General features: G+C 55.8%; 24 protein-coding genes. 16 read left to right on the forward strand and 8 right to left on the reverse strand.

The annotated features are described in order from the left end of the window. Positions 1-6 precede the first annotated feature (6 nt). From WC598_RS14240 to WC598_RS14255, 4 genes are read left to right on the forward strand one after another with little or no spacing between them, the layout of a single operon-like run. Positions 7-1,332: a formylmethanofuran dehydrogenase subunit B gene (locus WC598_RS14240; RefSeq protein ID WP_372962174.1), complete on the forward strand. Its 1,326-nt coding sequence runs from the start codon at positions 7-9 to the stop codon at positions 1,330-1,332. Beyond that, the gene (locus tag WC598_RS14245) at positions 1,333-3,042 is read left to right on the forward strand and encodes a formylmethanofuran dehydrogenase subunit A (protein ID WP_372962175.1); all 1,710 of its coding nucleotides are present in this window, start codon (positions 1,333-1,335) and stop codon (positions 3,040-3,042) included. A gap of 10 nt (positions 3,043-3,052) precedes the next feature. Next, the gene (locus WC598_RS14250) at positions 3,053-3,853 is read left to right on the forward strand and encodes a formylmethanofuran dehydrogenase subunit C (protein WP_372962176.1); all 801 of its coding nucleotides are present in this window, start codon (positions 3,053-3,055) and stop codon (positions 3,851-3,853) included. 26 nt (positions 3,854-3,879) lie between these two features. Next, the gene (locus WC598_RS14255) at positions 3,880-4,146 is read left to right on the forward strand and encodes a rubredoxin (RefSeq protein ID WP_372962177.1); all 267 of its coding nucleotides are present in this window, start codon (positions 3,880-3,882) and stop codon (positions 4,144-4,146) included. Between the two features lie 217 nt (positions 4,147-4,363). On the opposite strand, the gene WC598_RS14260 is transcribed toward WC598_RS14255, so the two are convergent. From WC598_RS14260 to WC598_RS14280, 5 genes are all read right to left on the reverse strand, one after another. Beyond that, the gene (locus tag WC598_RS14260; RefSeq protein ID WP_372962178.1) at positions 4,364-4,936 is read right to left on the reverse strand and encodes a class I SAM-dependent methyltransferase; all 573 of its coding nucleotides are present in this window, start codon (positions 4,934-4,936) and stop codon (positions 4,364-4,366) included. Beyond that, positions 4,933-5,313 (reverse strand): hypothetical protein, encoded by a 381-nt coding sequence (locus WC598_RS14265; protein ID WP_372962179.1) that lies wholly within the window; start codon positions 5,311-5,313, stop codon positions 4,933-4,935. Before WC598_RS14265 ends, WC598_RS14260 begins: the two co-directional genes overlap by 4 nt. Next, the gene (locus WC598_RS14270) at positions 5,300-6,493 is read right to left on the reverse strand and encodes an aminotransferase class V-fold PLP-dependent enzyme (protein ID WP_372962180.1); all 1,194 of its coding nucleotides are present in this window, start codon (positions 6,491-6,493) and stop codon (positions 5,300-5,302) included. Before WC598_RS14270 ends, WC598_RS14265 begins: the two co-directional genes overlap by 14 nt. 139 nt (positions 6,494-6,632) lie before the next feature. Continuing rightward, on the reverse strand, positions 6,633-6,890 hold the full coding sequence (locus WC598_RS14275; protein ID WP_372962181.1) for a hypothetical protein: 258 nt from the start codon (positions 6,888-6,890) through the stop codon (positions 6,633-6,635). A 162-nt stretch (positions 6,891-7,052) separates the two neighbouring features. After that, entirely contained in the window at positions 7,053-7,925 is an 873-nt protein-coding gene (locus tag WC598_RS14280) for a 4Fe-4S dicluster domain-containing protein (protein WP_372962182.1), read from the reverse strand. 84 nt (positions 7,926-8,009) lie between these two features. Here WC598_RS14280 and WC598_RS14285 point away from each other — a divergent pair, with 84 nt between their 5' ends. The 7 genes from WC598_RS14285 (at position 8,010) to WC598_RS14315 (ending at position 12,809) form a co-directional block, all read left to right on the forward strand. Then, positions 8,010-8,582 (forward strand): hypothetical protein, encoded by a 573-nt coding sequence (locus WC598_RS14285; RefSeq protein ID WP_372962183.1) that lies wholly within the window; start codon positions 8,010-8,012, stop codon positions 8,580-8,582. 166 nt (positions 8,583-8,748) lie between these two features. After that, on the forward strand, positions 8,749-9,282 hold the full coding sequence (locus WC598_RS14290) for a YeeE/YedE thiosulfate transporter family protein (protein WP_372962184.1): 534 nt from the start codon (positions 8,749-8,751) through the stop codon (positions 9,280-9,282). After that, complete coding sequence (locus WC598_RS14295) at positions 9,282-9,803, forward strand: YeeE/YedE thiosulfate transporter family protein (protein WP_372962185.1); 522 nt, start codon at positions 9,282-9,284, stop codon at positions 9,801-9,803. The genes WC598_RS14290 and WC598_RS14295 overlap by 1 nt, the downstream gene beginning before the upstream one ends. Positions 9,804-9,812: 9 nt before the next feature. After that, a complete protein-coding gene (locus WC598_RS14300; protein WP_372962186.1) occupies positions 9,813-10,040 on the forward strand; it encodes a sulfurtransferase TusA family protein in 228 nt (75 codons plus the stop codon). A 62-nt stretch (positions 10,041-10,102) separates the two neighbouring features. After that, entirely contained in the window at positions 10,103-11,347 is a 1,245-nt protein-coding gene (locus tag WC598_RS14305; protein WP_372962187.1) for a DsrE family protein, read from the forward strand. 41 nt (positions 11,348-11,388) lie between these two features. Further along, positions 11,389-11,616: a hypothetical protein gene (locus tag WC598_RS14310; RefSeq protein ID WP_372962188.1), complete on the forward strand. Its 228-nt coding sequence runs from the start codon at positions 11,389-11,391 to the stop codon at positions 11,614-11,616. Continuing rightward, complete coding sequence (locus tag WC598_RS14315) at positions 11,616-12,809, forward strand: acyl-CoA dehydratase activase (protein ID WP_372962189.1); 1,194 nt, start codon at positions 11,616-11,618, stop codon at positions 12,807-12,809. The genes WC598_RS14310 and WC598_RS14315 overlap by 1 nt, the downstream gene beginning before the upstream one ends. Here WC598_RS14315 and WC598_RS14320 read toward each other — a convergent pair. Genes WC598_RS14320 through WC598_RS14330 form a run of 3 tightly spaced genes read right to left on the reverse strand, consistent with a single transcriptional unit; the run spans position 12,806 to position 15,007 of the window. Further along, positions 12,806-13,957, reverse strand: a complete 1,152-nt coding sequence (locus WC598_RS14320; protein ID WP_372962190.1) for a double-cubane-cluster-containing anaerobic reductase — start codon at positions 13,955-13,957, stop codon at positions 12,806-12,808. The genes WC598_RS14315 and WC598_RS14320 overlap by 4 nt on opposite strands. 29 nt (positions 13,958-13,986) lie before the next feature. After that, the gene (locus tag WC598_RS14325; protein WP_372962191.1) at positions 13,987-14,460 is read right to left on the reverse strand and encodes a C-GCAxxG-C-C family protein; all 474 of its coding nucleotides are present in this window, start codon (positions 14,458-14,460) and stop codon (positions 13,987-13,989) included. Positions 14,461-14,482: 22 nt separating this feature from the next. Beyond that, positions 14,483-15,007 (reverse strand): OsmC family protein, encoded by a 525-nt coding sequence (locus WC598_RS14330; RefSeq protein ID WP_372962192.1) that lies wholly within the window; start codon positions 15,005-15,007, stop codon positions 14,483-14,485. Between the two features lie 333 nt (positions 15,008-15,340). Between WC598_RS14330 and WC598_RS14335 the strand changes: the two genes are divergently transcribed. The 5 genes from WC598_RS14335 to WC598_RS14355 are packed head-to-tail and all read left to right on the forward strand — an operon-like array spanning position 15,341 to position 19,960. Then, positions 15,341-15,604, forward strand: a complete 264-nt coding sequence (locus WC598_RS14335; protein ID WP_372962193.1) for a 4Fe-4S dicluster domain-containing protein — start codon at positions 15,341-15,343, stop codon at positions 15,602-15,604. A 16-nt stretch (positions 15,605-15,620) separates the two neighbouring features. Continuing rightward, positions 15,621-16,031, forward strand: coding sequence for a molybdopterin dinucleotide binding domain-containing protein (locus tag WC598_RS14340; protein ID WP_372962194.1), 411 nt, complete (start codon positions 15,621-15,623; stop codon positions 16,029-16,031). A gap of 3 nt (positions 16,032-16,034) precedes the next feature. Then, the gene (locus tag WC598_RS14345) at positions 16,035-17,411 is read left to right on the forward strand and encodes a formylmethanofuran dehydrogenase subunit B (RefSeq protein ID WP_372962195.1); all 1,377 of its coding nucleotides are present in this window, start codon (positions 16,035-16,037) and stop codon (positions 17,409-17,411) included. A 1-nt stretch (position 17,412) separates the two neighbouring features. Then, positions 17,413-19,143 (forward strand): formylmethanofuran dehydrogenase subunit A, encoded by a 1,731-nt coding sequence (locus WC598_RS14350; RefSeq protein ID WP_372962196.1) that lies wholly within the window; start codon positions 17,413-17,415, stop codon positions 19,141-19,143. A 10-nt stretch (positions 19,144-19,153) separates the two neighbouring features. Then, positions 19,154-19,960, forward strand: a complete 807-nt coding sequence (locus WC598_RS14355; protein WP_372962197.1) for a formylmethanofuran dehydrogenase subunit C — start codon at positions 19,154-19,156, stop codon at positions 19,958-19,960. The last annotated feature ends 182 nt before the right edge of the window (positions 19,961-20,142 follow it).

Consider the following 20,142-nt stretch of genomic DNA (forward strand, 5'->3'; position numbering starts at 1 on the left):
CGAGCAATGCCAAAAGAAGTAACTGATGTTATCTGCCCGTTCTGCGGCACCCTGTGCGATGACCTCATCGTCACTGTTTCCGATGACAACAAGACCATCCTTGGAGTCAAGAATGCCTGCGCCATCGGCGCCGAGAAGTTCAACCACCAGAAGCTCCCGGGCCGGGTCAAGCTCCCCCGGATGCGACAGGCTGACGGCACCTACAAGAACGTATCCTACGATGAAGCCATCGACTGGACCGCAAAGATGCTCGTCAAGTCCCGGAAGACCCTGATGTACGGCTGGGCATCAACAAGCTGCCAGGCCATGAGCATCGGCCACGAGATTGCCGAAAAGGTCGGCGGTATTGTCGACAACTGTGCAACCGTCTGCCACGGCTCGTCCCTCATTGCAATCGAGGATGTCGGTGTCCCGAGCTGTACGCTCGGTGAGGTCAAGAACCGTGCCGACCGTGTTGTCTTCTGGGGCTGCAACCCGGCTCACGCCCACCCCCGCCACATGTCCCGGTACTCGATCTTCCCCCGCGGTTTCTTCACCGTCAAGGGTCACAAGGGCCGGAAGATCTACTGCGTTGACTGCCGGTACACGGACACTGCCAAGTGCGCTGACGAGTTCATCCAGGTCCAGCAGGGATTCGACTACGAGCTCTTAAACGCCTTCAGGACCGCAGCCCGCGGCGAAGCCCTTCCGGACACCGTTGGCGGTGTCCCGAAAGAGAAGATCATCGAGATCGTTGAGGACTTGAAACAGGCCCGCTTCGGCGTCATCTTCTTCGGCATGGGTCTCACCCACACCATGGGCAGGAACCACAACATCGATATCGCCATCAACTTAACCCGCGACATGAACGACTTCACGAAATTCGCCATCATGGCCATGCGGGGACACTGGAACGTTACCGGTTCCGGTCAGGTGCTCGGCTGGCAGTACGGGTTCCCGTACGCCGTTGACTTATCAAGGAGAGACCAGGCCCGCCACCAGACCGGTGAGACGACCTCAGTCGACCTCCTCAACCGCAACGAAGTCGAGGCCTGCTTCTACATTGCAACCGATCCCGGTGCACACTTCCCGGTCGATGCCATGATCAGCAGCTCAAGAAAGCCAACCATCTGCATTGATCCACACATCAACTGCACGACCGAGATCTCCGACATTCACTTCCCGGTCGCCATGGTCGGTGTTGAAGTAGGGGGCTGTGCCTATCGTATGGACAATGTCCCGATCGAGACCAGGAAGGTCGTTGATCCACCTGAGGGTGTACTTACGGACGAGGAACTCTTAACCAAGATCAACCACCGTGTTGACGAACTCCTTGCCAAGGGGGGACAATAAATGTCTGAATTCATCATCAAGAACGGACACGTCTTTGACCCGGTTCAGGGTATTAAGGGAGACAAGAAGGATATCGCCGTCAAGGACGGCAAGATTGTAGACAAGGTCGGATCCGGCGCAAAGGTCATCGATGCCAAGGACAAGACCGTCATGGCAGGTGCCCTCGAGGTCCACGCCCACGTAGCAGGCCCCAAGGTCAACGCAGGACGCTGGTACCGGCCCGAGGACAAGCATTTCGACTCCCACAAGAAGCCCGGCATCACCAGGATCGAGGGCGGCAAGTCAATCCCGACCGTCTTCAAGACCGGCTACGAGTATGCCCGGCTGGGGTTCACGTTTGCCATGGAAGCGGCAATGCCCCCGCTGTATGCCCGCCACGTCCACGAAGAGATCCACGACACCCCCATCATTGACGAAGCCGCACTCCCGGTCTTCGGCAACAACTGGTTCATCCTCGAGTACCTCAAGAACCATGAAGTCGAGAACACCGCAGCCTACATATCGTGGATTCTCCGCCAGACCAAGGGATACGGTATCAAGTGCGTCAACCCCGGTGGCACGGAAGCATGGGCATGGGGACTGAACTGTCTCACCATCCACGACCCGGTCCCGTACTTCGAGATCACCCCGGCAGAGATCATCAAGGGCTTGATCGAGGCAAACGAGTACCTCGGCCTCCCGCACTCGATGCACCTCCACCAGAACGACCTCGGCAACCCCGGCAACTACAAGACCACGATCGATTCCTTGAAGCTTGCAGAGGGAATCAAGGCAACCAACAAGTTCGGCCGCGAGCAGGTCCTGCACTCCACGCACCTCCAGTTCCACTCCTACAAGGGAACCAACTGGGGTGACTTCGAGTCCGGTGCAAAGGAAGTCATGGACTACGTCAACAAGCAGAAGAACCTCACCATCGATACCGGTAACGTCACCCTTGACGAGACCACCACGATGACGGCCGACGGTCCGTTCGAGCACCACCTCCACGGTCTCAACCACCTCAAGTGGTTCAACGTGGACGTTGAACTTGAGACCGCAGCGGGTATCGTCCCCTTCATCTATGACCCGAACAACGCCGTCTTCGCCAGCCAGTGGGCGGTAGGTCTTGAGATTGCACTCTATGCAAAGGACCCGATGCGCTGTTTCATCACCACCGACCACCCGAACGCAGGACCGTTCACCCGCTACCCGCGTGTCTACTCCTGGCTGATGTCCAAGAAGTGCCGTGACGAGCGGCTCCACTCCTTCAAGAAAGCCGACAAGGTCATCAGTGCAACCAACCTCGCTACCCTCGACCGTGAGATCACGCTCTACGAGCTCGCCCAGATGACCCGTGCAGGCCCGGCCAAGTGCCTTGGTCTTGCGAAGGACTACGGCGGCCTCGCAGCCGGCATGAATGCAGACATCGCCATCTACAACATCAACCCCGACAAGTTCCCGTCAGACGGCCCGTCAATAGAGAAGGCATTTGCGAACGTTGCCTACCTCTTCAAGGACGGCAGGATCTGTGTCGAAGAGGGCAAGGTCGTCGACATGGGCCACAAGAAGACATTCTGGGTGGACGCAAAGGTCAACGAGAACAAGCAGGTCATGCACGACATCCGCGAGAAGTTCCTCCGCTACTACAGCATCAATGAGAACAACTACCCGGTCCCCGAAAGCTATGCACCGCACCCGCACATCATAGGCGTGGATGCAACCAAGGCGTGAGGTGAAAAAGATGAACACGGTTACACTCACAGTAAAAAAGCAGCCGGAACTCTACCTTGAATGCGAGAACGTCAATACTGATGCATTTGCCGGCAAGAAGGCCGACCAGATTGCAAAACTCGGCGCTTTCCAGGGAAAGGAGATCTCCACCATCGGCGACTACTTCACCGTTGCCGGTGAGGCAGGAGCAACTGCAGCTGACACAAAGATCATTGTCAACGGCGACTGCACCAAGATGAAGTACCTCGGCGCCAAGATGACCGCCGGAGAGATGATCATCAACTCTGCCTGCGACATGTACACGGGCAGCTGGATGAAGGGCGGCAAACTCACCGTCAACGGCGATGTCCACTCGTTCTGCGGCCTTGCACTGGCCGGCGGCGAGTTCACCATCAACGGCAATGCCGGGAACTACCTCGGCGCAGCCTACCGTGGAGACTGGAGAGGCATGAGCGGCGGAGTCCTTCGCGTGAAGGGCAACGCAGGCTCCGATGTCGCCAGCTTCATGATCGGCGGCGAAATGATCATTGAGGGAGATGTCGACATCCACCTCGGCACCCACATGGAGGGCGGCAAGATCATCCTCAAGGGCAACGGAAACCGCCGTATCGGCGGCCAGCTTGTCAAGGGCGAGATCTATGTCTTTGGCAAGATCAACGTCATGCTGCCCGGGTACAGGCCTGTTGGCGAAGTCGACCTCGAAGTTGACGGTACCAAGGCAACGTTTGTCGATTATATCGGCGACCTTGGCGAACGCCACCCCAAGCGGAAGGGCGAGGTCGTTTACGGCCATCTCTACATGAAAAAATAAGCGAGTGAGACGAGGCGAAACAAATCATGGACAAATACGTATGCACGATGTGCGGTCATATCTATGACCCGGCAGTCGGAGAGACGAAGGCATTCAACAACACCATTCTGGTCAACACGGACCGGATGGAACTCTATGAGGGCAAGATCATGGCGGCCCAGCCGATCAAGGCCGGCACGGATTTCAAAAACATTCCGGCAGACTGGAAATGTCCGTCCTGCGGCCACCCGAAGTCGTACTACCGCAAGATGGAACCGGACACACTCCGGGCAATGCGGACGATCAACTACTGATCAGTCAATCCATCACACCTTTTTTTGACGGATTTGAAATTTTCCTGTGGAAATCTTCTCTTCCCAAATCATTGGATGAAGATTTCGGATTCATCGGAAATCGAAGGTCGGCAGATGACTCCCTTCTCGAAATACAGACAGAAGTCAACAGATTAAGTACAACATTTTTTTCAACAATCAATTGTGTATTTCCTTAAGAGGTCTCCACTATGCAGGCTCATTCTTTTGTTGCAGTCATGAGACAGAGACTGTGCAGTCTTTCCAAAACGAAAACACCGGAAAAACCTGCTCCGGCCAATGCTGCAGTTACCTCATTGACAGAAAAAAACCGGGCATACCGGAAAAACCGGCCGCCGGATCCTTCTTCCCGCTGGGCAATCTCCCCGTCTTTTTCCAGGAAGGCAACAACCAGCATCCCCCCGGCCTTAAGAACGCGGAAGGCCTCATGAAAGGACCGGTCAACATCATCCATGAAGCAGATGGCGGTCATCATCAGGACACCGTCAAATATCCCGTCCCGGTACGGCAGGAACTCTCCTTTACCGAGAACAGCTTCCAGCCCACGGCTTTTAGCCATTGCGAGCAGCCGGAGAGAGGGGTCGATGCCGTGTCGGATCCCAAGCCGGGATGAAAACCTGCCGGAGCCGACACCGGTTTCAAGAGTCCAAGTCCCGGTTGGAATATACCGGCGGAGAAGATCGACCTGGGTTGCATAGACCCCGGCATTATCATCGAACCATTGATCGTACTCTTCAGAAAAACGATCGAATGCATACACTAACGGGTTCATGCAGCGTCACCGGCGCCGGGCATCCGGGTCTTCAGCTTCTTCTGGATTGATTCAATGATTCCCTCCATTTTCTGACGGCCGGGCTCCTGTTCGCGGGAATAGAAGAGCAGGAGATGGAAATAGTCAGCCAGCAGGTCGGCGTTCTCCTTTCGGAAGCGCACCTCAATGGTGGTGTCGCCGGAAAAACCCTTGACTGAAATGAAGTGCTCCTGCTCAAAGGAGAAGTAAGGGCGTTTCAGGTGCGGGTACCGTTTCACGGTACCGAAATGTTCAAGAAACGTAAGGAAGGATAAAGAGAGCGGTTCATCGAGAGCATATTCCTTCATAAGCGAGCCATCAACGCAGACTTTTGTCTGGGTGGATTTAACTATTCGCACCTTCTGCAACCTCCCGCACAGATTTCACCGCAGAACGACACTCTTCCGGAGTATTGAGATGGGAGAAACTAAGACGGACACATCCCTTGCCGCCATCAATCCGCTGGTGGACGAGCGGGGCACAGTGAAGGCCGGTACGGGTAACAATACCATACGCTTTTGCCAGGATGTAGCCGGCTTCATCATTATCCATGTTCCGGATATTGAAGGAGATCACCGGGAGATCGGGATTCTGATTGTAGAGGATGATATTTGGATCCTCGGACAGTTTCCCGACCATGTGTGAAATGAGGCTCCTGCATTTATTGCTGATGACATCCTGTCCCTCACATTCAATGTACCGGATGCCGGCAAGGAGCGAGGCTATGCCGGGATAGTTCGGAGTACCGGCTTCGAATCTCTGCGGCATATCCTGCGGATGAGCAAGGGTGCGGGAATCCGTACCTGTCCCTCCCTGCCTGACGGGCGCGACCGCTTCAGGATCCTGGATATAGAATCCCCCGGTACCGGGGAGCCCGAAAAGTGCTTTGTGCCCGGTGAATACGAATGCACCTGCCGGGATTTCCGCCAGGTTGATGGGAACCTGCCCCGCAGTCTGTGCCCCGTCAACGATGAGGAAGATTTCGTTTGATGCGCAGTATTCTGCAACCGGCCGTATGTGTTGTAAGGAGCCGAGCACGTTGCTGCCATGAGTCATGACAACAAGGCGGGTATCGGGCTCTAGAGCTTTTTTGATATCCGGCAGGGAGACGCGATTGTCCTCGAAGGGAACCAGAGAGAGTGCGAGGTGCCCTTCCTCTTTGAGAGTCTGCAGGGGACGGAGGACAGAATTATGCTCCAGTTCTGTTGTTATTGCATGGAACGGCTTTTTCTGGTTTTTTGCAAATCCGTGTATGAGAATGTTCAAGGAATCCGTTGCACTTTGCGTGAATATGATATGATCGGGCTCTTCTGCATTGAGAAATCCGGCAAGGGCATCCCGTGCAGCAGAGGGATAATCCGTTGCTCCACCGGCAGTGGAACGACCGTGTTCAAAGAAAGGGGTCTCAAGACACCGGGCAACTTCTGCAAGAACTTCAGGTGGTTTTGGCCAGCTGGTTGCAGCGTTGTTGAGGTAGATGAGCGGAGGTTCACCTGACGGGTGATCTGCCATGATACCGTATTGGTTCTGGTCCGACATGGTTCTTTCGAATGAAGAGGGCAGATGTATCTTGGGATCCAGCCACATTTCCCCCGGCCGGGTTTTTAAAACCAGACAAACCTGCGGAAACATCCGTACAGAAACCCCCGCACAGGGGTAAAAAAGGTCAGATTATTGGTTATGCACCGCTGACAACCGGAATCTTCCCTTCAACAACCTGTTTGTAGAGCCGCTCGGGGAATGTTGCGTGGAAGATCGAAGCATACAGCGGATAGGCCACCGGTGCATGGAATTTTTTGGTTTTGTCCGCAAATACAACAGCCATTGTCCGTGTCTTTACATCGTATCCCAGCTCGCGGATCCCGCTGGACACGTACCTGTCCCAGACCATGTTCATGTTCTTCTCCTGTGGCACCATGGGTGCCTTACGCGGCAATGGGACGGGGGAGGGGATAAGGATTGTGCCCTCCGACCGTACAGTTTCCCCGTGAAAACGCTCCTGTTCCACGGGCAGGCTCACAATCAGAAGGGAGATACTCCTTAATTGACGAGTTATAAAAAAATGATTTCCGGAAGAGAGGGGGCTGCAGACAACCCGTCAGTTACCAATCATCGCAGTGATCTCTTGCTTGAACTTGTCAAACTCCAGTTCGTCGAGCTGTTCCGGCAGCATCAAACCAGTCGATGCCTGCCGGTAAATCCAGTAGATGATCTTGTCTACGACCCGGATTACATCCTCCTGCGACTTCACATCGATAAGGTGCCGGCCGAGTATCGGGTGACGGCCCCGGTGACCCCCGACCGTGATCCGGTACTCAGGGGGCGTTCCGCTGATGAGATGGAACGGGCAGGGCATGATGCAGAACCCGCACTCCATACACATGCTTGTCTGGAGGACGACGACACCATCCTCGACCGTGATGGCCTTCTCCCGGCAGTAGTGGGTGCACGTCCCGCAGCCCGTGCAGAGCCCGGGGTCACGGATCGGACGCTGGATGCCCGTAATGCCGATCTCGTTGAGCCGTTCGCTCTCGCAGCCATTCGGGCAGGACGAGATCGCAATCCGTACCTTGACCGGCAGCTCCTTGCCAAAGAACTTCTTATCGATCTCCTCAGCAAGTCCCACGGAATCGATGATCCCGAACTTGCAGTTCCGTGTCCCAAGGCAGGAGGTGATGTTGACAACCTCTTCGCGTTCAGCCCCAAGGGAAGTGCCGTTTGCTTCCAGCTCCGCGAGGAGGCCATCGAGCTTTGATGGGTCCACATGCGGGAATTCCATGGTCTGGCGGGTGGTGAGATGGATCTTTTCGACCCCGTATCTCGATGCGATCTCCCCGACCTCTTTTATCTGGGCGGGTGTGATCATACCGGCGGGCATCCGGAGACGGACAATACAGAAGTTCGGGTCACGTTCGGTGATGACCCCACCTTTGGTAAAGAGATCCTGGTTTATCGTTACACGGCGAGCCATAGTTCAGAACAGAATAGGATGTGCAACGGGATAATGGTGTACGTTTACAAATTATTATAGTTCACTATACCCAATAATGGAGTAATGACGAAGCAATCCGAGTACATGGAGGCTTTTTTCGGGGTGGAGCTCAACCAGAAATTTGAGGACATGGTTAGCGAACTCAAGGATGTCGAGGAGAACCTGAAAGATCTCTCCAAGGATATCGCCAGGCTCGGCGGGAACCTCCCCCCCGAGGAGTTCAAGGAAGTATTGAAGGAATGCCGGGCAACCGCGTACGAGCATGCCCAGCAGATCAAGGACGTCCGGACATTCCTTGATTTCTACCTCAAATCCGACAAGACCTCAACCCATATCATTCTCGAACGGGATGCCTACATGAAGATCTACCAGATCTTCAAGTGGGACGGGGCGGATGTCCGTGACCTCAAGCGGTGGATCAAGGAACTCAAGGAGATCACCGATAAGATCGGCCTCAACATGCGGGATCTCCTCAACTTCAAGAAACTCACGGCAATACCGGTCCCCGAGGAGTTCATGAGGTTCCCCGTCTATGCGCTTGACCGTCAGGGATACTGCCTGACCGGCCCTGCCTTCGACCAGGTCCTCCACACCGATGAGGTCCGCGAGAAGATGGCTGAAAATTCCCAACGATAAAATCCCTGCTCTTTTTCCATCCCCTTTTTGTTTTTCTTTTACGCTCTTGTCTGCGGGTGACCGGTCATGCATGCGTGCACCCGCGATTGAGTGAGTTAATAATAATTAATTGATATGACGGTTAAATTTCATCAGATTTATTAACACTCGTTTAAAATGTATGAACATGGCCGAAACCATGCCAAAACAGAATGATTCTTCATCGTGCCTGGACACCCTTGCCAGAAACCCGCTCTATGTCGGGATTGCAATCGGCATCCTTGCAGCACTCGTACAGGTCCTGCTGATCAGTGCGGGTGGCCCGGAGGCGTATGGCTTCTGTGTTGCCTGCCACACAAGAGACGTTGTGAATATCGCCGTGAACGATGTTGCCGGAACCAAACTTGCCGCAGCCCCGATATCCCAGAACGCCATCCTGCCGGTCTTAACCGTGGTAGGGGTTCTTATCGGAGCATTCCTCTCGGCAAAGGCCTACGCGGAGTTCAGAACCAAGACCAGTAGCGCAGTCTCGTACCTCTGGTATGCAGCCGGGGGCGTGCTCTTCATGATCTTCGCCCTCTTCATGGGCGGGTGCCCGTACCGTATGGGACTTCGCGTCGGGTATGGCGATGTCGTTGCCTTGATCGGGATCATCGCCATCATCGGAGGCGTCCTCATCGGGATAAAAGTTGCAACAAAACTCATGGAGCGTGAGGCATAATGGCAGCTGCAGGCTGGCTTGCAAAGAACGCAGCCATCATCGCGGTCCCGATCGTCACCATCCTTCTCGGGATTCTCATCGGCTGGCTCGGGCAGCGGTCCGGGTTCTGCTCAATCGGGGGTTTCCGGGATTTCTTCCTCTTCAGACACACCCGGCTCCTCTATGGCTACATTGCCCTGATCATAGGGGCGTTTATCGGCTACCTCGTCTTCTGGCTGATCACTCCGTCGGCATTCGAGCACTTCTTCTGGCTCATGACGAGCGGGTTCACACCGGTTCCCGGCGCGCCGGCAGGGCTTACAGTTGTGGGTTACATTGTCCTGGCCATTGTCGGCGGAATTGTTGTAGGCATCATCGGAGTCCTGCTCGGGGGATGCCCGCTCCGCCAGGTCGTCATGACCTCGGAAGGCAACCTCAAGTCGCTCTGCTTTGTCATCGGCATGTGCGTTGGATCGGTTGTCTTCACGATGTGGGTCTCCGGCTGGGGAGTGGCACTCTTAAAGAGCATGGGAATTGCGTAAGGTGAGATCATGACAACGAAGAACCTCGATATAACCGGAAAAGTCTGCCCGTACTGCCTCCTCGTGGTGCAGAAACATGCAAAGGCCATGAAGCCTTCCGACGAACTCGTCATCACCTGCGACCACCCGCCGGCAGCAACGACAACCATCCCGCAGTTTGCCCGGGATGAGGGGTATATCATCGACACCAGGAAAACATCTTCCGGGATCTGGGAGATCCATCTGAAGAGAAAATAACAGGATTAATTAACACAATCCATAAATAATCAGGTTCATGAAACGTTAAGGAGAGCCACGTCATGACCTCACATTTTTTTCTTCTTCTGGAGCCGCTGAACCAGGAACGGCTTTCCTGGATTGAGGAGACCCTCAAATTTTTCTTTGTCAAGATGAATCCCGAGAATCTTCTCCAGCACAAAAAAACCCCGGATGAGCTTTTCACGTTCCTTATCAGCGGGGATGCCCTCTACAGCCTCCAGGACCCGGAAACCCTTGCAATCTGGGAGATCATCCTCTCCCTGCCATCGGTCAAGATCATCTGCGACCGGCAGGAGCTGGATCTCCGGGGCATCTCGGTCGAGCGGCTGAAGATGAAGAGCCCCGACCAGGTGCTCGACCACAACAGCTTAAGCATCAGCGGCCAGACCTCATTCTGGAAAGACGTGGTAAAAGTTGCCCGGCAGCACGAACAACCGGTGGCAAGCACAATCGGCTTTATCCAGCTCAGTTCCCCCTACATGCACCGCTCCTCCCTCTATGCCCTCCGGTGCCTGAATGCTGCCACCGAAGTGCATGCCTCTGTCGAGCTCTATGCATATCTTGACGGGGTCCACCTGGGGCATGCGGGGCAGAGTCCCTCTGAGTTCGAAAATATCGGGAAAGGACTCGAAGAACTGTACGAGCGGTGTACGAAACGGGGACTCTCCTGCCAGATACTTGCCTGCGGCCGGTGTGCGGCAGCCCGTGGATACAGCACCTGGGACGACGGACAGGGGGTTGTCATCTCGACCTGTACAATTAAGCCGTTCCGGATCCGGAACCTGAACGAGACCGTTGACCGCTTCGAGCGCAACCACATCATCCTCGGGGAGAACGTTGCATCGATCCAGCTCAGAAAAGAGACGCAGACCGGTTCATTCAGCCTCCAGGATAAAGGCCGGGCACCGCCCGTCACGATCCTCATCACTCATGCCCCCTACGGTACGGAACTCGCATTCGGGGCACTCTCGTTCGCAGTAGCCTGCGCATACCAGGGCATCCTGACCCGCGTCATCTTTATCGAGGATGGAGTATATGCCCTCACCGGCGATCACCGGGTTGACCGGGAGGCACAGTTTTTCAACCTCCAGGAAGTGATTGATGCTGTCGCTGGCAGCGCCAACCTCCAGTTCTATGCGTTCCAGCCCTCGCTTCACCGGAGGGGCATCATGAAGAATAAGAAGATGACGGCAGTCCTCGATATCGGTGCCACCGAGTTTGGCCAGATCCTCTTCTCCCCGCCAAAAGGAGTGCAGGCAAGCCACCAGAGGGTGATCTTCTTCTGAATAAGAACCAGGACGATCCCAAAAAAGGGGAGGGAAAAACCGTGCCGGACTTCTCGGATCTGACCTGTACAAACCTGATGATCCGCTTAAAAATGCTCCTGAAGAACGCTTCACCCGGTGAACCGGTGGAGTGTATTGTCAGGAGAGACCAGCGGGACACAATCGAGGTACCGTTTACCCGGACGGGATATGACGTGAAGATTCAAAAAGTGGACACGAACCTCTACTGCGTCCGGCTCCGGAAGAAGGAGCCTGCGGGGCGCACCTGATGAAACCGGGATCCCCGCCGGTCCGGATCCATTCACTATTCGACCGCCACGAACGGCGATACTGTTTCTTCTCGCTCAAAGGAGATGACGACACCTTCCTTTACTTCTCGCATAAGGAAAAACCGCTTTACTCCCTGATCTATGGCAGGAACATCCATGAGAAACTGCCAGGACTCCTGGAGAACGATAACCTGTGCATAGAATGCGGGCTCGGCCTGTCGGTTGCCGGGGGGGTTGCTCTCGACAGCGGGGACTGCGCTGCGTGGAACTGCACGGTTGAACAGGCAAACCTCGTGCTTGCCGGCCTTAAGGAACACCTCGGGGAAACAGGCCGGTGGATTGAATTATTCCAAACTGCAGACCGGAGCACTATGTCACCCGTTCAGACCTATGACACGACCGCCGCCGGACCAGTTGCCGGCCTTGACATAGGCTCGACACGGATCAAGGTCGTGATCTACAACGGGTCCTCATATATCGCAAGCATGCGGGATGCATCCTGGGATCCCGAATCGGCTGCACTTGACCTGCTTGCTTCGGCCAGCAGGGATGCAGGGCTACCTTGTCCCCCGACAATACTGGCAACAACAGGGTACGGCCGCCGGTGCCTGAAGATCCCGGCCCTGGTGTTTACGGAGATCGCCACCCATGCAAAGGGTGCATTTCACCTTGTACCGGGATGCCGGTTCGTGGTGGATATCGGGGGCCAGGATGCAAAAGGAATCCGGCTTTCTGCTCATGGACGGGTAGAGGACTTCGTGATGAACGACAAGTGTGCAGCCGGAACCGGCAGGTTCCTCTCGACCATGGGGCAGGCACTTGGCATCCCCGTCGAGAACATGGGATCGCATGGCGCCGGAACAGAGCCGCACCGGATCAATGCGATGTGCACGGTCTTTGCCGAATCGGAGGTGATCAGCCTGATCAACCAGGGCGTTGACAGGAATGCGATCATTGCCGGCCTCCATGCATCCATTGCCCGGCGCACCGCCTCGATGGTTGCGTCCCTTCACCCGGAACCCCCGATCGTTTTTACCGGAGGCGTGTCGCAGAACGGGGATATCGCCAGGCGTCTCTCACAGGAGCTGGACCACCCCGTAATCGTACCGCAGGATGCCGCGTACGCCGGGGCAATCGGGGCTGCACTTCTCGCATGGGAGCACCGGGAAGCGGGCGGAAAAAAAGAGGATTAGTGTTTTTTTGCCATTTCGAGGAACGCCTCGACCCGGGTCCTGATCTGGCCGACATCCCCCTGCGAGTAATCGGTCTCGATCTGGAGAAGGGGTACGTTCCCGTGCCGGGCCAGGTAGTCCTTGAGCACGCGGGACTCGACATTGTACGTGTGGCAGCCGACCCAGGTGACATCAACGACACCATCGGCGTGGTACTCTTTTGCCAGCTTTGCCAGGAGTTCGAGCCTGCCGGTGTTCGGGCTCATGCAGGAGCAGGGCGTTTCAAGATACTTGTCAGCGATTGCATCGAGCGGTGAACCGGAGGTTGCGACATCATGGAGATACGGCTTCATGCCGGAACAGTTCTCGATGTACACGATTGCGGCACCCGACTCCTCGATGATCCTGAGGACTTTCTCTGCACCGACACCCGTGGGGACCCCGGTGACAATGATGCGCTGTGCAGTCTTTGGGGATGCCCCCTCGCCCTTCGCTTTCATGGTCTTCAGTTCGGCAATGAGGTCTTTGAGCTGCTGGTTGAAGGCAGCCCGGTCGAACGTGAAGTTGCGGGCCCACATCACCTTGAGCAGGTCAAGACCCGAGATGGGGGCGGGGATAGCCGTGTTGAGGTGCGCAAGTTCCCTCATGAGTGCCCGCTGCTCGTTGAGCTCCGTAATCGCGGCTTTCATCTTGTCATCCGTGATGGTGACACCGAGACGCGTCTCGATCTCTTTTTTGCACCGGGCAACTTCCGAGCGCCAGTACTGTTTCTGGGCCGTACCCTTTGCACTCTGGGGTACTTCGAGGACAACGGTCGGCTTGAAGGTTGCCATCAGCTCGAACATCTTCTTCTTGCCGTCACAGGTGGTCTCGCCGATGATAAACTCGGAATTGTTAAAGAATGCACACTTCCCGGTGATCGCAAATCCATAGGAGGACTTGATCAGCGGGCAGAAGTTCCGGGGCAGGTACTTCTCCCCGTCTGCTATGGGTTCTTCCTTTGTTGCACAGAGGGTTACTGGCACGGCGTCTGCTGCCACGATCAGTTCCTGGGGTGCAAAAACGCAATAGAACCCTACGAACTTCTTCCCCTGGTCACGTACGCTCTTGATTGCTGCGGATGCATTCGGGATCACCGAATCGAAATACGTCATCTTTTCTGCTCTCATGGTGTTACTCCTTGATTATTTTCTGGTTGTTACGAATTTCCTGTGGGATTGTCCAGCTCCCGCAGGATGATCTTTGCCGTTTCTTCTGCAACTTCACCGGTAAATGCAATGCATTGCCGCATATGTTCCGGGGATTTCAGTACCATGCCATGTGTCAGGGTACGGCAGCAGAGGCACCCGTGCCGGTGCGTGAAGAACGCATGCAGTTCCCGAGCAAGGGCCAGGCACCGGTCAATGCGGGGATCGCCCTGCTCGTCACGCCCAAAAACCATCCCGAGTGCCATCACCCCCCCGGTGACAGCACCACAGGCGCAGCCGGCACTGCCGATACCAATCGGGAACCCGGATGCCAGCCTGACTACCTTATCGGGATACTTCAGCCCGAACTCATCGTTGATGGTCTTTACGATCGCTTCCGAGCAGTAGAACTGTCCTGACCGGTAATACTCCTCGGCGATTTCCCGGACCCTGGCCGGATCAACCGGATCCTTTTGTTCCTGCACGCTCATGCACCCGGGATACGGTTTATTTCTGGAGCCGGACTTCGGCTTTAAGCGCAATTGCATGCTGGATGGTGAACATGCCCATGCACCGCTTGAGAGCATATTCCCTGAGATCCTGGACCTGGGCGTCAGTTACGTTTCCCTTCACGTCCATGAAAACCCGGTACCCGGCGATCAGCGGGGTATTGCCGAGATCGAACTGGGCGGTGTAATCAAGATCTGCTTCCACCCGGGTCTTGACCGCGGTGAGCGTAAGGTTCCGCATTGCTGCTTCGGTGACAAAGGTGCTGGAGTAACAGGCAGCAAACCAGAAGAGGCCAAAGGCCATCGGGCCGGGCCGGCAGGCAGGGCCGGCAAAGTTCGGGTGGCTGGATTCCATGGTATAGGTACCATCCTTCACCTTGACCGTTGAACGGAACTGCGGGCCACCGGCCTCAAAGAGCCAGTCTCCCTCGATCTTCGCGGTGAACTTTGCTTCCGTGGGATCCGCCTGGATCTCCTTCTTGTATTGTTTTACCTGTGCGGTGTCGATGTTGTTGATACTCATCGTGTTAACTCCATTGAATTATTGAATGTCGGAGTAAAAATAATTTATTAAATACGAGTATTTACCGGGGAAAGAGCCATTTACTCAAGAGCCCTCATCGGCGTGAACAAGCCGTTCTGCAAGGGTAAGAATAAGAACTTTTTTTCAACCCGATTCGTACCATTGCCGCCAAAGACAACCGTTTTTATGACGGGGAGTTCATGGGGATCGTTTCAGGGACGATGCAAGGATAACTGAATTCAATAGACTTTAATTTCGATTTCAGAAGGTTTATTAATTTTAGTAAACAAGTGATCGCCATACAAACAACAAGTTAACTTTTGTGTGATGTGCATGGCGTTTTCAGTACATGTAAACATGAACCGTTGCACCGGGTGCGGGATCTGCGTTGTTGCCTGCCCGGTCAACGCCATCGAGCTTCATACGCTCGATCCGGTAACGAAAGACAAGATCTACGCGGTTAAGGATGGGAAATCCATCAGCGTTGACGCGAAGTCGGAACTGTGTGCCGGCTGCGGCGTGTGTGTCAATGCATGCCCGTACAAAGTGATCACCCTTTCAGGAAGGGGAGAGACAGGCGCAATGGTACATCTGTAACAGGGGAGAGAGAACAATGACAAAAATCCACTGTAACATGATCACGCAGCGCTCCATTGAGGAAGGCGCTGCCATGGAGAAGGGCAAGACCAACCCCGATTACTTCGAGGCCTGCTCCATCTGCGAGATGCACGAGGACGACATGAAGAAAGCCGGCATCTGGAAAAACACCAATATAAGGGTCACGAGCGAATGCGGCAGCGTGATTGTCAAGGCAATCCATGCAACCCAGTACGTTCCCCCGGGCCTTGCCCACATCCGGCAGGGCGTCTGGGCAAACCAGGTAGTCCCGCCCCGGACCCAGTCCACCGGCACCCCGCAGTACAGCGGCTTTCCGGTCACCATCGAGCCCGCACCTGAAGAGAAACTCAAAACCGCTCTCCAGCTTGTACAGGGATCTGTCGGGCTCTGGAAAGGAGGCGAGTAAATCATGCCAAAGCTGATCAAAGGCGTAGGCTGCCCGTACTGCGGGTCATCCTGCGATGATATCGAAGTGCTTGTCTCTGACGATGAGACCAGGATCCTTGAAGTGCACAATGCATGTATCATCGGAACAAACCTGTTCCACCATGCAAACGACCCCACCCGCCCGCGCCTCCCGCGCCAGCGCCAGCCCGACGGTTCCATGAAGGAGATCCCCTATGATGAGGCGATCGACTGGATGGCAAAGACCATGCTCGCAGCCAAGAAGCCCCTGGTGTACGGCTTTGGCTCAACCAACTGCGAGGGCATGAGCGCAGTTGCCCGTATCGCAGAGAAGTCGGGCGCAGTGCTCGACAACTGTGCAACCATCTGCCACGGACCCTCGTTCCTTGCAATCTTCGACAACGGCTACCCGAGCTGCACCCTTGGGGAAGCCAAGAACCGCGCCGATGTCGTGGTCTTCTGGGGCTGCAACCCCATGCACGCCCACCCCCGGCACACCTCCCGGTACTCGATCTTCCCCCGGGGTTACTTTACCCCAAAGGGCCAGATGCACCGGACCGTCCTCTGCATTGACCCGCGTGAGACCGATACCGCGAAACTTGCTGACCACCACCTGATGCTCGACCAGGGTCATGACTACGAGCTCTTCAATGCATTCCGCACCGTGCTCAGGGGCCACGACATCCCCGATGTAGTAGCAGGCATCCATAAGGAAAAGATCAAGCAGTCGGTCGAGATCATGAAGAACGCCAAGTTCTGCATGATCTTCTTCGGCATGGGCTGCACGCACACGGACGGCCGCAACCACAACATCGACCACGCAATCAGCCTCACCCGCGACCTCAACGAGCACACCAAGTGCTCGATCATGGCCATGCGGGGCCACTACAACATTGCCGGCCCCGGCCAGGTCTGGGCCTGGCAGTTCGGCTTCCCGTACTGCATTGACCTCTCGAAGGGAACCCACGCCCACATGAACCCGGGCGAGACCAGCTCCGTTGACCTCGCCATGAGAGACGAAGTTGACTGCTTTGTCAATGTCGGTGCCGATGCCGGTGCCCACTTCCCGATCCAGCCGGTCCAGCATCTGAAGAAGCACCCGTTCATCACCGTTGATCCGAACTTCAATATGGCAAGCGAGATCTCGGACCTCCATATCCCCGTCAGGATTGCCGGTGTGGACGAGCCGGGCGTTGTCTATCGTATGGACAACGTGCCGATCCAGTTCAAAGCAGTGCTCAAGGGGCTCCCGGGCGTACCAAGCGACGAGGAACTCTTCAACCGGGTCTATGAGCGCATGTGCGAGCTGACAAAGACAGCGCCCATCTGGCTTGCAGCAAAGGAAGACCGGAGATACCCCGAGTCAGAGGCGGTGATCTGAGATGTCATCAGGAGAATGTATCATTAAAGGCGGGTTTATCATCGACCCGACCCGGAAGATCGACGGCGATATCGGTGATGTTGCCATCAAGGACGGTAAGATTGTCGAGAAGGTCAGCTCCTCAGCAAAGGTCATCGATGCAAAGGGCAAAGTCGTCATGGGTGGCGGTGTGGACATCCACTCCCACGTTGCAGGCCCCAAGGTCAATGCCGGTCGCCTGATGCGTCCTGAAGACAAACTCCGCGCAGGAGTCTGCCAGAGCGGGATGGCCCAGAAAAACGGCTACCGCATGGAGTCCGGCTTCTCGATCCCCTCGGTCTTCAAGACCGGGTACGATTACGCCCGGATGGGATATTCCTTTGTCATGGAAGCAGCAATGCCCCCGCTCCTCGCCCCCCATGTGCACGAGGAGATCCACGACACCCCGATCATAGACGAAGCGGCACTGCCGGTCTTCGCCAACAACTGGTTTGTCATGGAGTACCTCCAGAAGGGTGAGGTCGAGAACACGGCATCCTACATTGCCTGGCTCCTCAAAGTCACGAAAGGCTATGGTATCAAGCTCGTCAACCCCGGCGGCACTGCTGCATGGGCATGGGGTCTCAACTGTTTAAGCCTCAATGACCCCGTCCCGTACTTCGAGATCACCCCGGCAGAGATCATCAAGGGCTTGATCGAGGCAAATGAATACCTCGGCCTCCCGCACTCGGTTCACCTCCACCAGAACAATCTTGGCAACCCCGGCAACTACCCGGACACGATCGAAGCCCTCAGACTTGCCGAAGGCGTCAAAACTACGAACAAGTTCGGCCGTGAATCGGTCATGCACTCCACCCACCTCCAGTTCCACTCGTATGGCGGAGAGGGCTGGAAGGACTTCTGCTCCAAGTCAAAGGAAGTCATGGACTATGTCAACAGGCAGAAGAACATCACCTTCGATCTCGGCGCAGTAACCCTGGACGAGACCACCACCATGACCGCAGACGGCCCGTTCGAGCACCACCTCCACGGCCTCAACCACTTAAAGTGGACCAATGTTGATGTCGAGATGGAGACTGCAGCGGGCATTGTCCCCTACATCTACGACAAGGATGTCCTGCCCAATGCAATCCAGTGGGCAACCGGTCTTGAACTCGCACTCTTTGCCAAGGACATGAACCGGTGCTTCCTCACCACCGACCACCCGAACGCAGGTCCGTTCACCCGGTACCCCCGCGTCATCAAGTGGCTCATGAGCAGGAAGGCCCGGGAAGCAACCCTTGCCTCCATGAAGAACACCGACAAGGTCATCAATGCAACCTACATCCACGGAATCGACCGCGAACTCAGCCTCTACGAGATTGCCCAGATGACCCGGTCCGGCCCGGCAAAGTGCCTTGGCCTCGGAAGCGTCTATGGCGGCCTTGCACCCGGCATGCACGGGGATGTCTCTATCTTCGACCTCAACTACAAGAACATGCCAAGCGATGCCGAGAAGATCGAGACGGCATTACAGCGGGCTTCCTGCTTCATCAAGGATGGCGAAATTGTTGTTAAGGATGGAGAGGTTGTCAGCCACGGCCACAAGAAGACCGTCTGGGTCAAGGTCAAGATGCCCGAGAACCCGCAGGTCACAAGGGATGTCAGCCAGGCATTCCACCAGGGAACCTACACAGTCGATATCAGCAACTACCCGGTCCGGGAATACCTTGCCCCGCACCAGTCAATCATTGACGTCAATGTGGAGGCCTGAGGTCGAGATCATGGCAACTGTAACCTTAAAACCCACAAAGGTCCCCGAACTCATGTTCGAGGGCTACAGCATCACCCCCGATGCATTCGCAGGAAAGACCGCAGCGCAGATCGCAGAGCTCCCGGGACACGAAGGCAAGTTCGTCTTAAAACTCGGGGACTTCTTCACCATCACTGGTGATGCAGGCGCAACCGCAGCCGAGACCGACATCGTGATTGCCGGCGACTGCACCCGTGTCAAGTATATCGGCTCCAAGATGACCGCAGGATCGGTTACCGTCAACGGCAATGCCGACATGTATGTCGGAGGCTGGATGAAGGGCGGCAAAATCCACATCAGGGGGAACATGGACTCCTTCTGCGGGATCCAGATGGAAGGCGGCGAGCTCCTCTGCGATGGCAACGCCGGAAACCATGTCGGCTGCGCCTACCGTGGCGACTGGAGAGGCATGAAAGGCGGTCTCATCCGGATCAGGGGCAATGCCGGCAACGATATCGGCACTGCCATGCTCGGCGGGACCATCATCATCGAGAAGAACGCATTCATCCACGTCTCCACCCATGCTGAGGGCGGCACCGTCATCATCAAGGGCGATGTGGAGGGACGTGTCGGCGGCCAGATGGTCAAGGGCGAGATGTACGTGCTTGGGAAGATCAAGTTCATGCTTCCCGGGTACAAGAAGGTCGGCACGGTCGAGAAGGAGGTCGATGGTGGCAAATATACCTTTGACCACTACATCGGCGACCTTGGCGAACGCCATGGAAAGAGCAAGGGACAGATCGTGTACGCGAACCTGTACCTGAAAGCGGCGGCATGAACCCCTCTTCACATCACATCACAGCGGTCCGTAAAGGACAAACCTCTTTTTTTCCCGCGATCAGATCATCGTATATCCAGGGTGTGACCCTATGAACAAAGTTGGAAAAGACTTCATCAATGGAACCAGATGCCCGGATTACTCCACGGTCGACCTTATCCTCCGTGTCCCGGAACCCCCCC

It is taken from the genome of Methanoregula sp., from assembly GCF_041645475.1.
GTDB lineage: Archaea > Halobacteriota > Methanomicrobia > Methanomicrobiales > Methanospirillaceae > Methanoregula.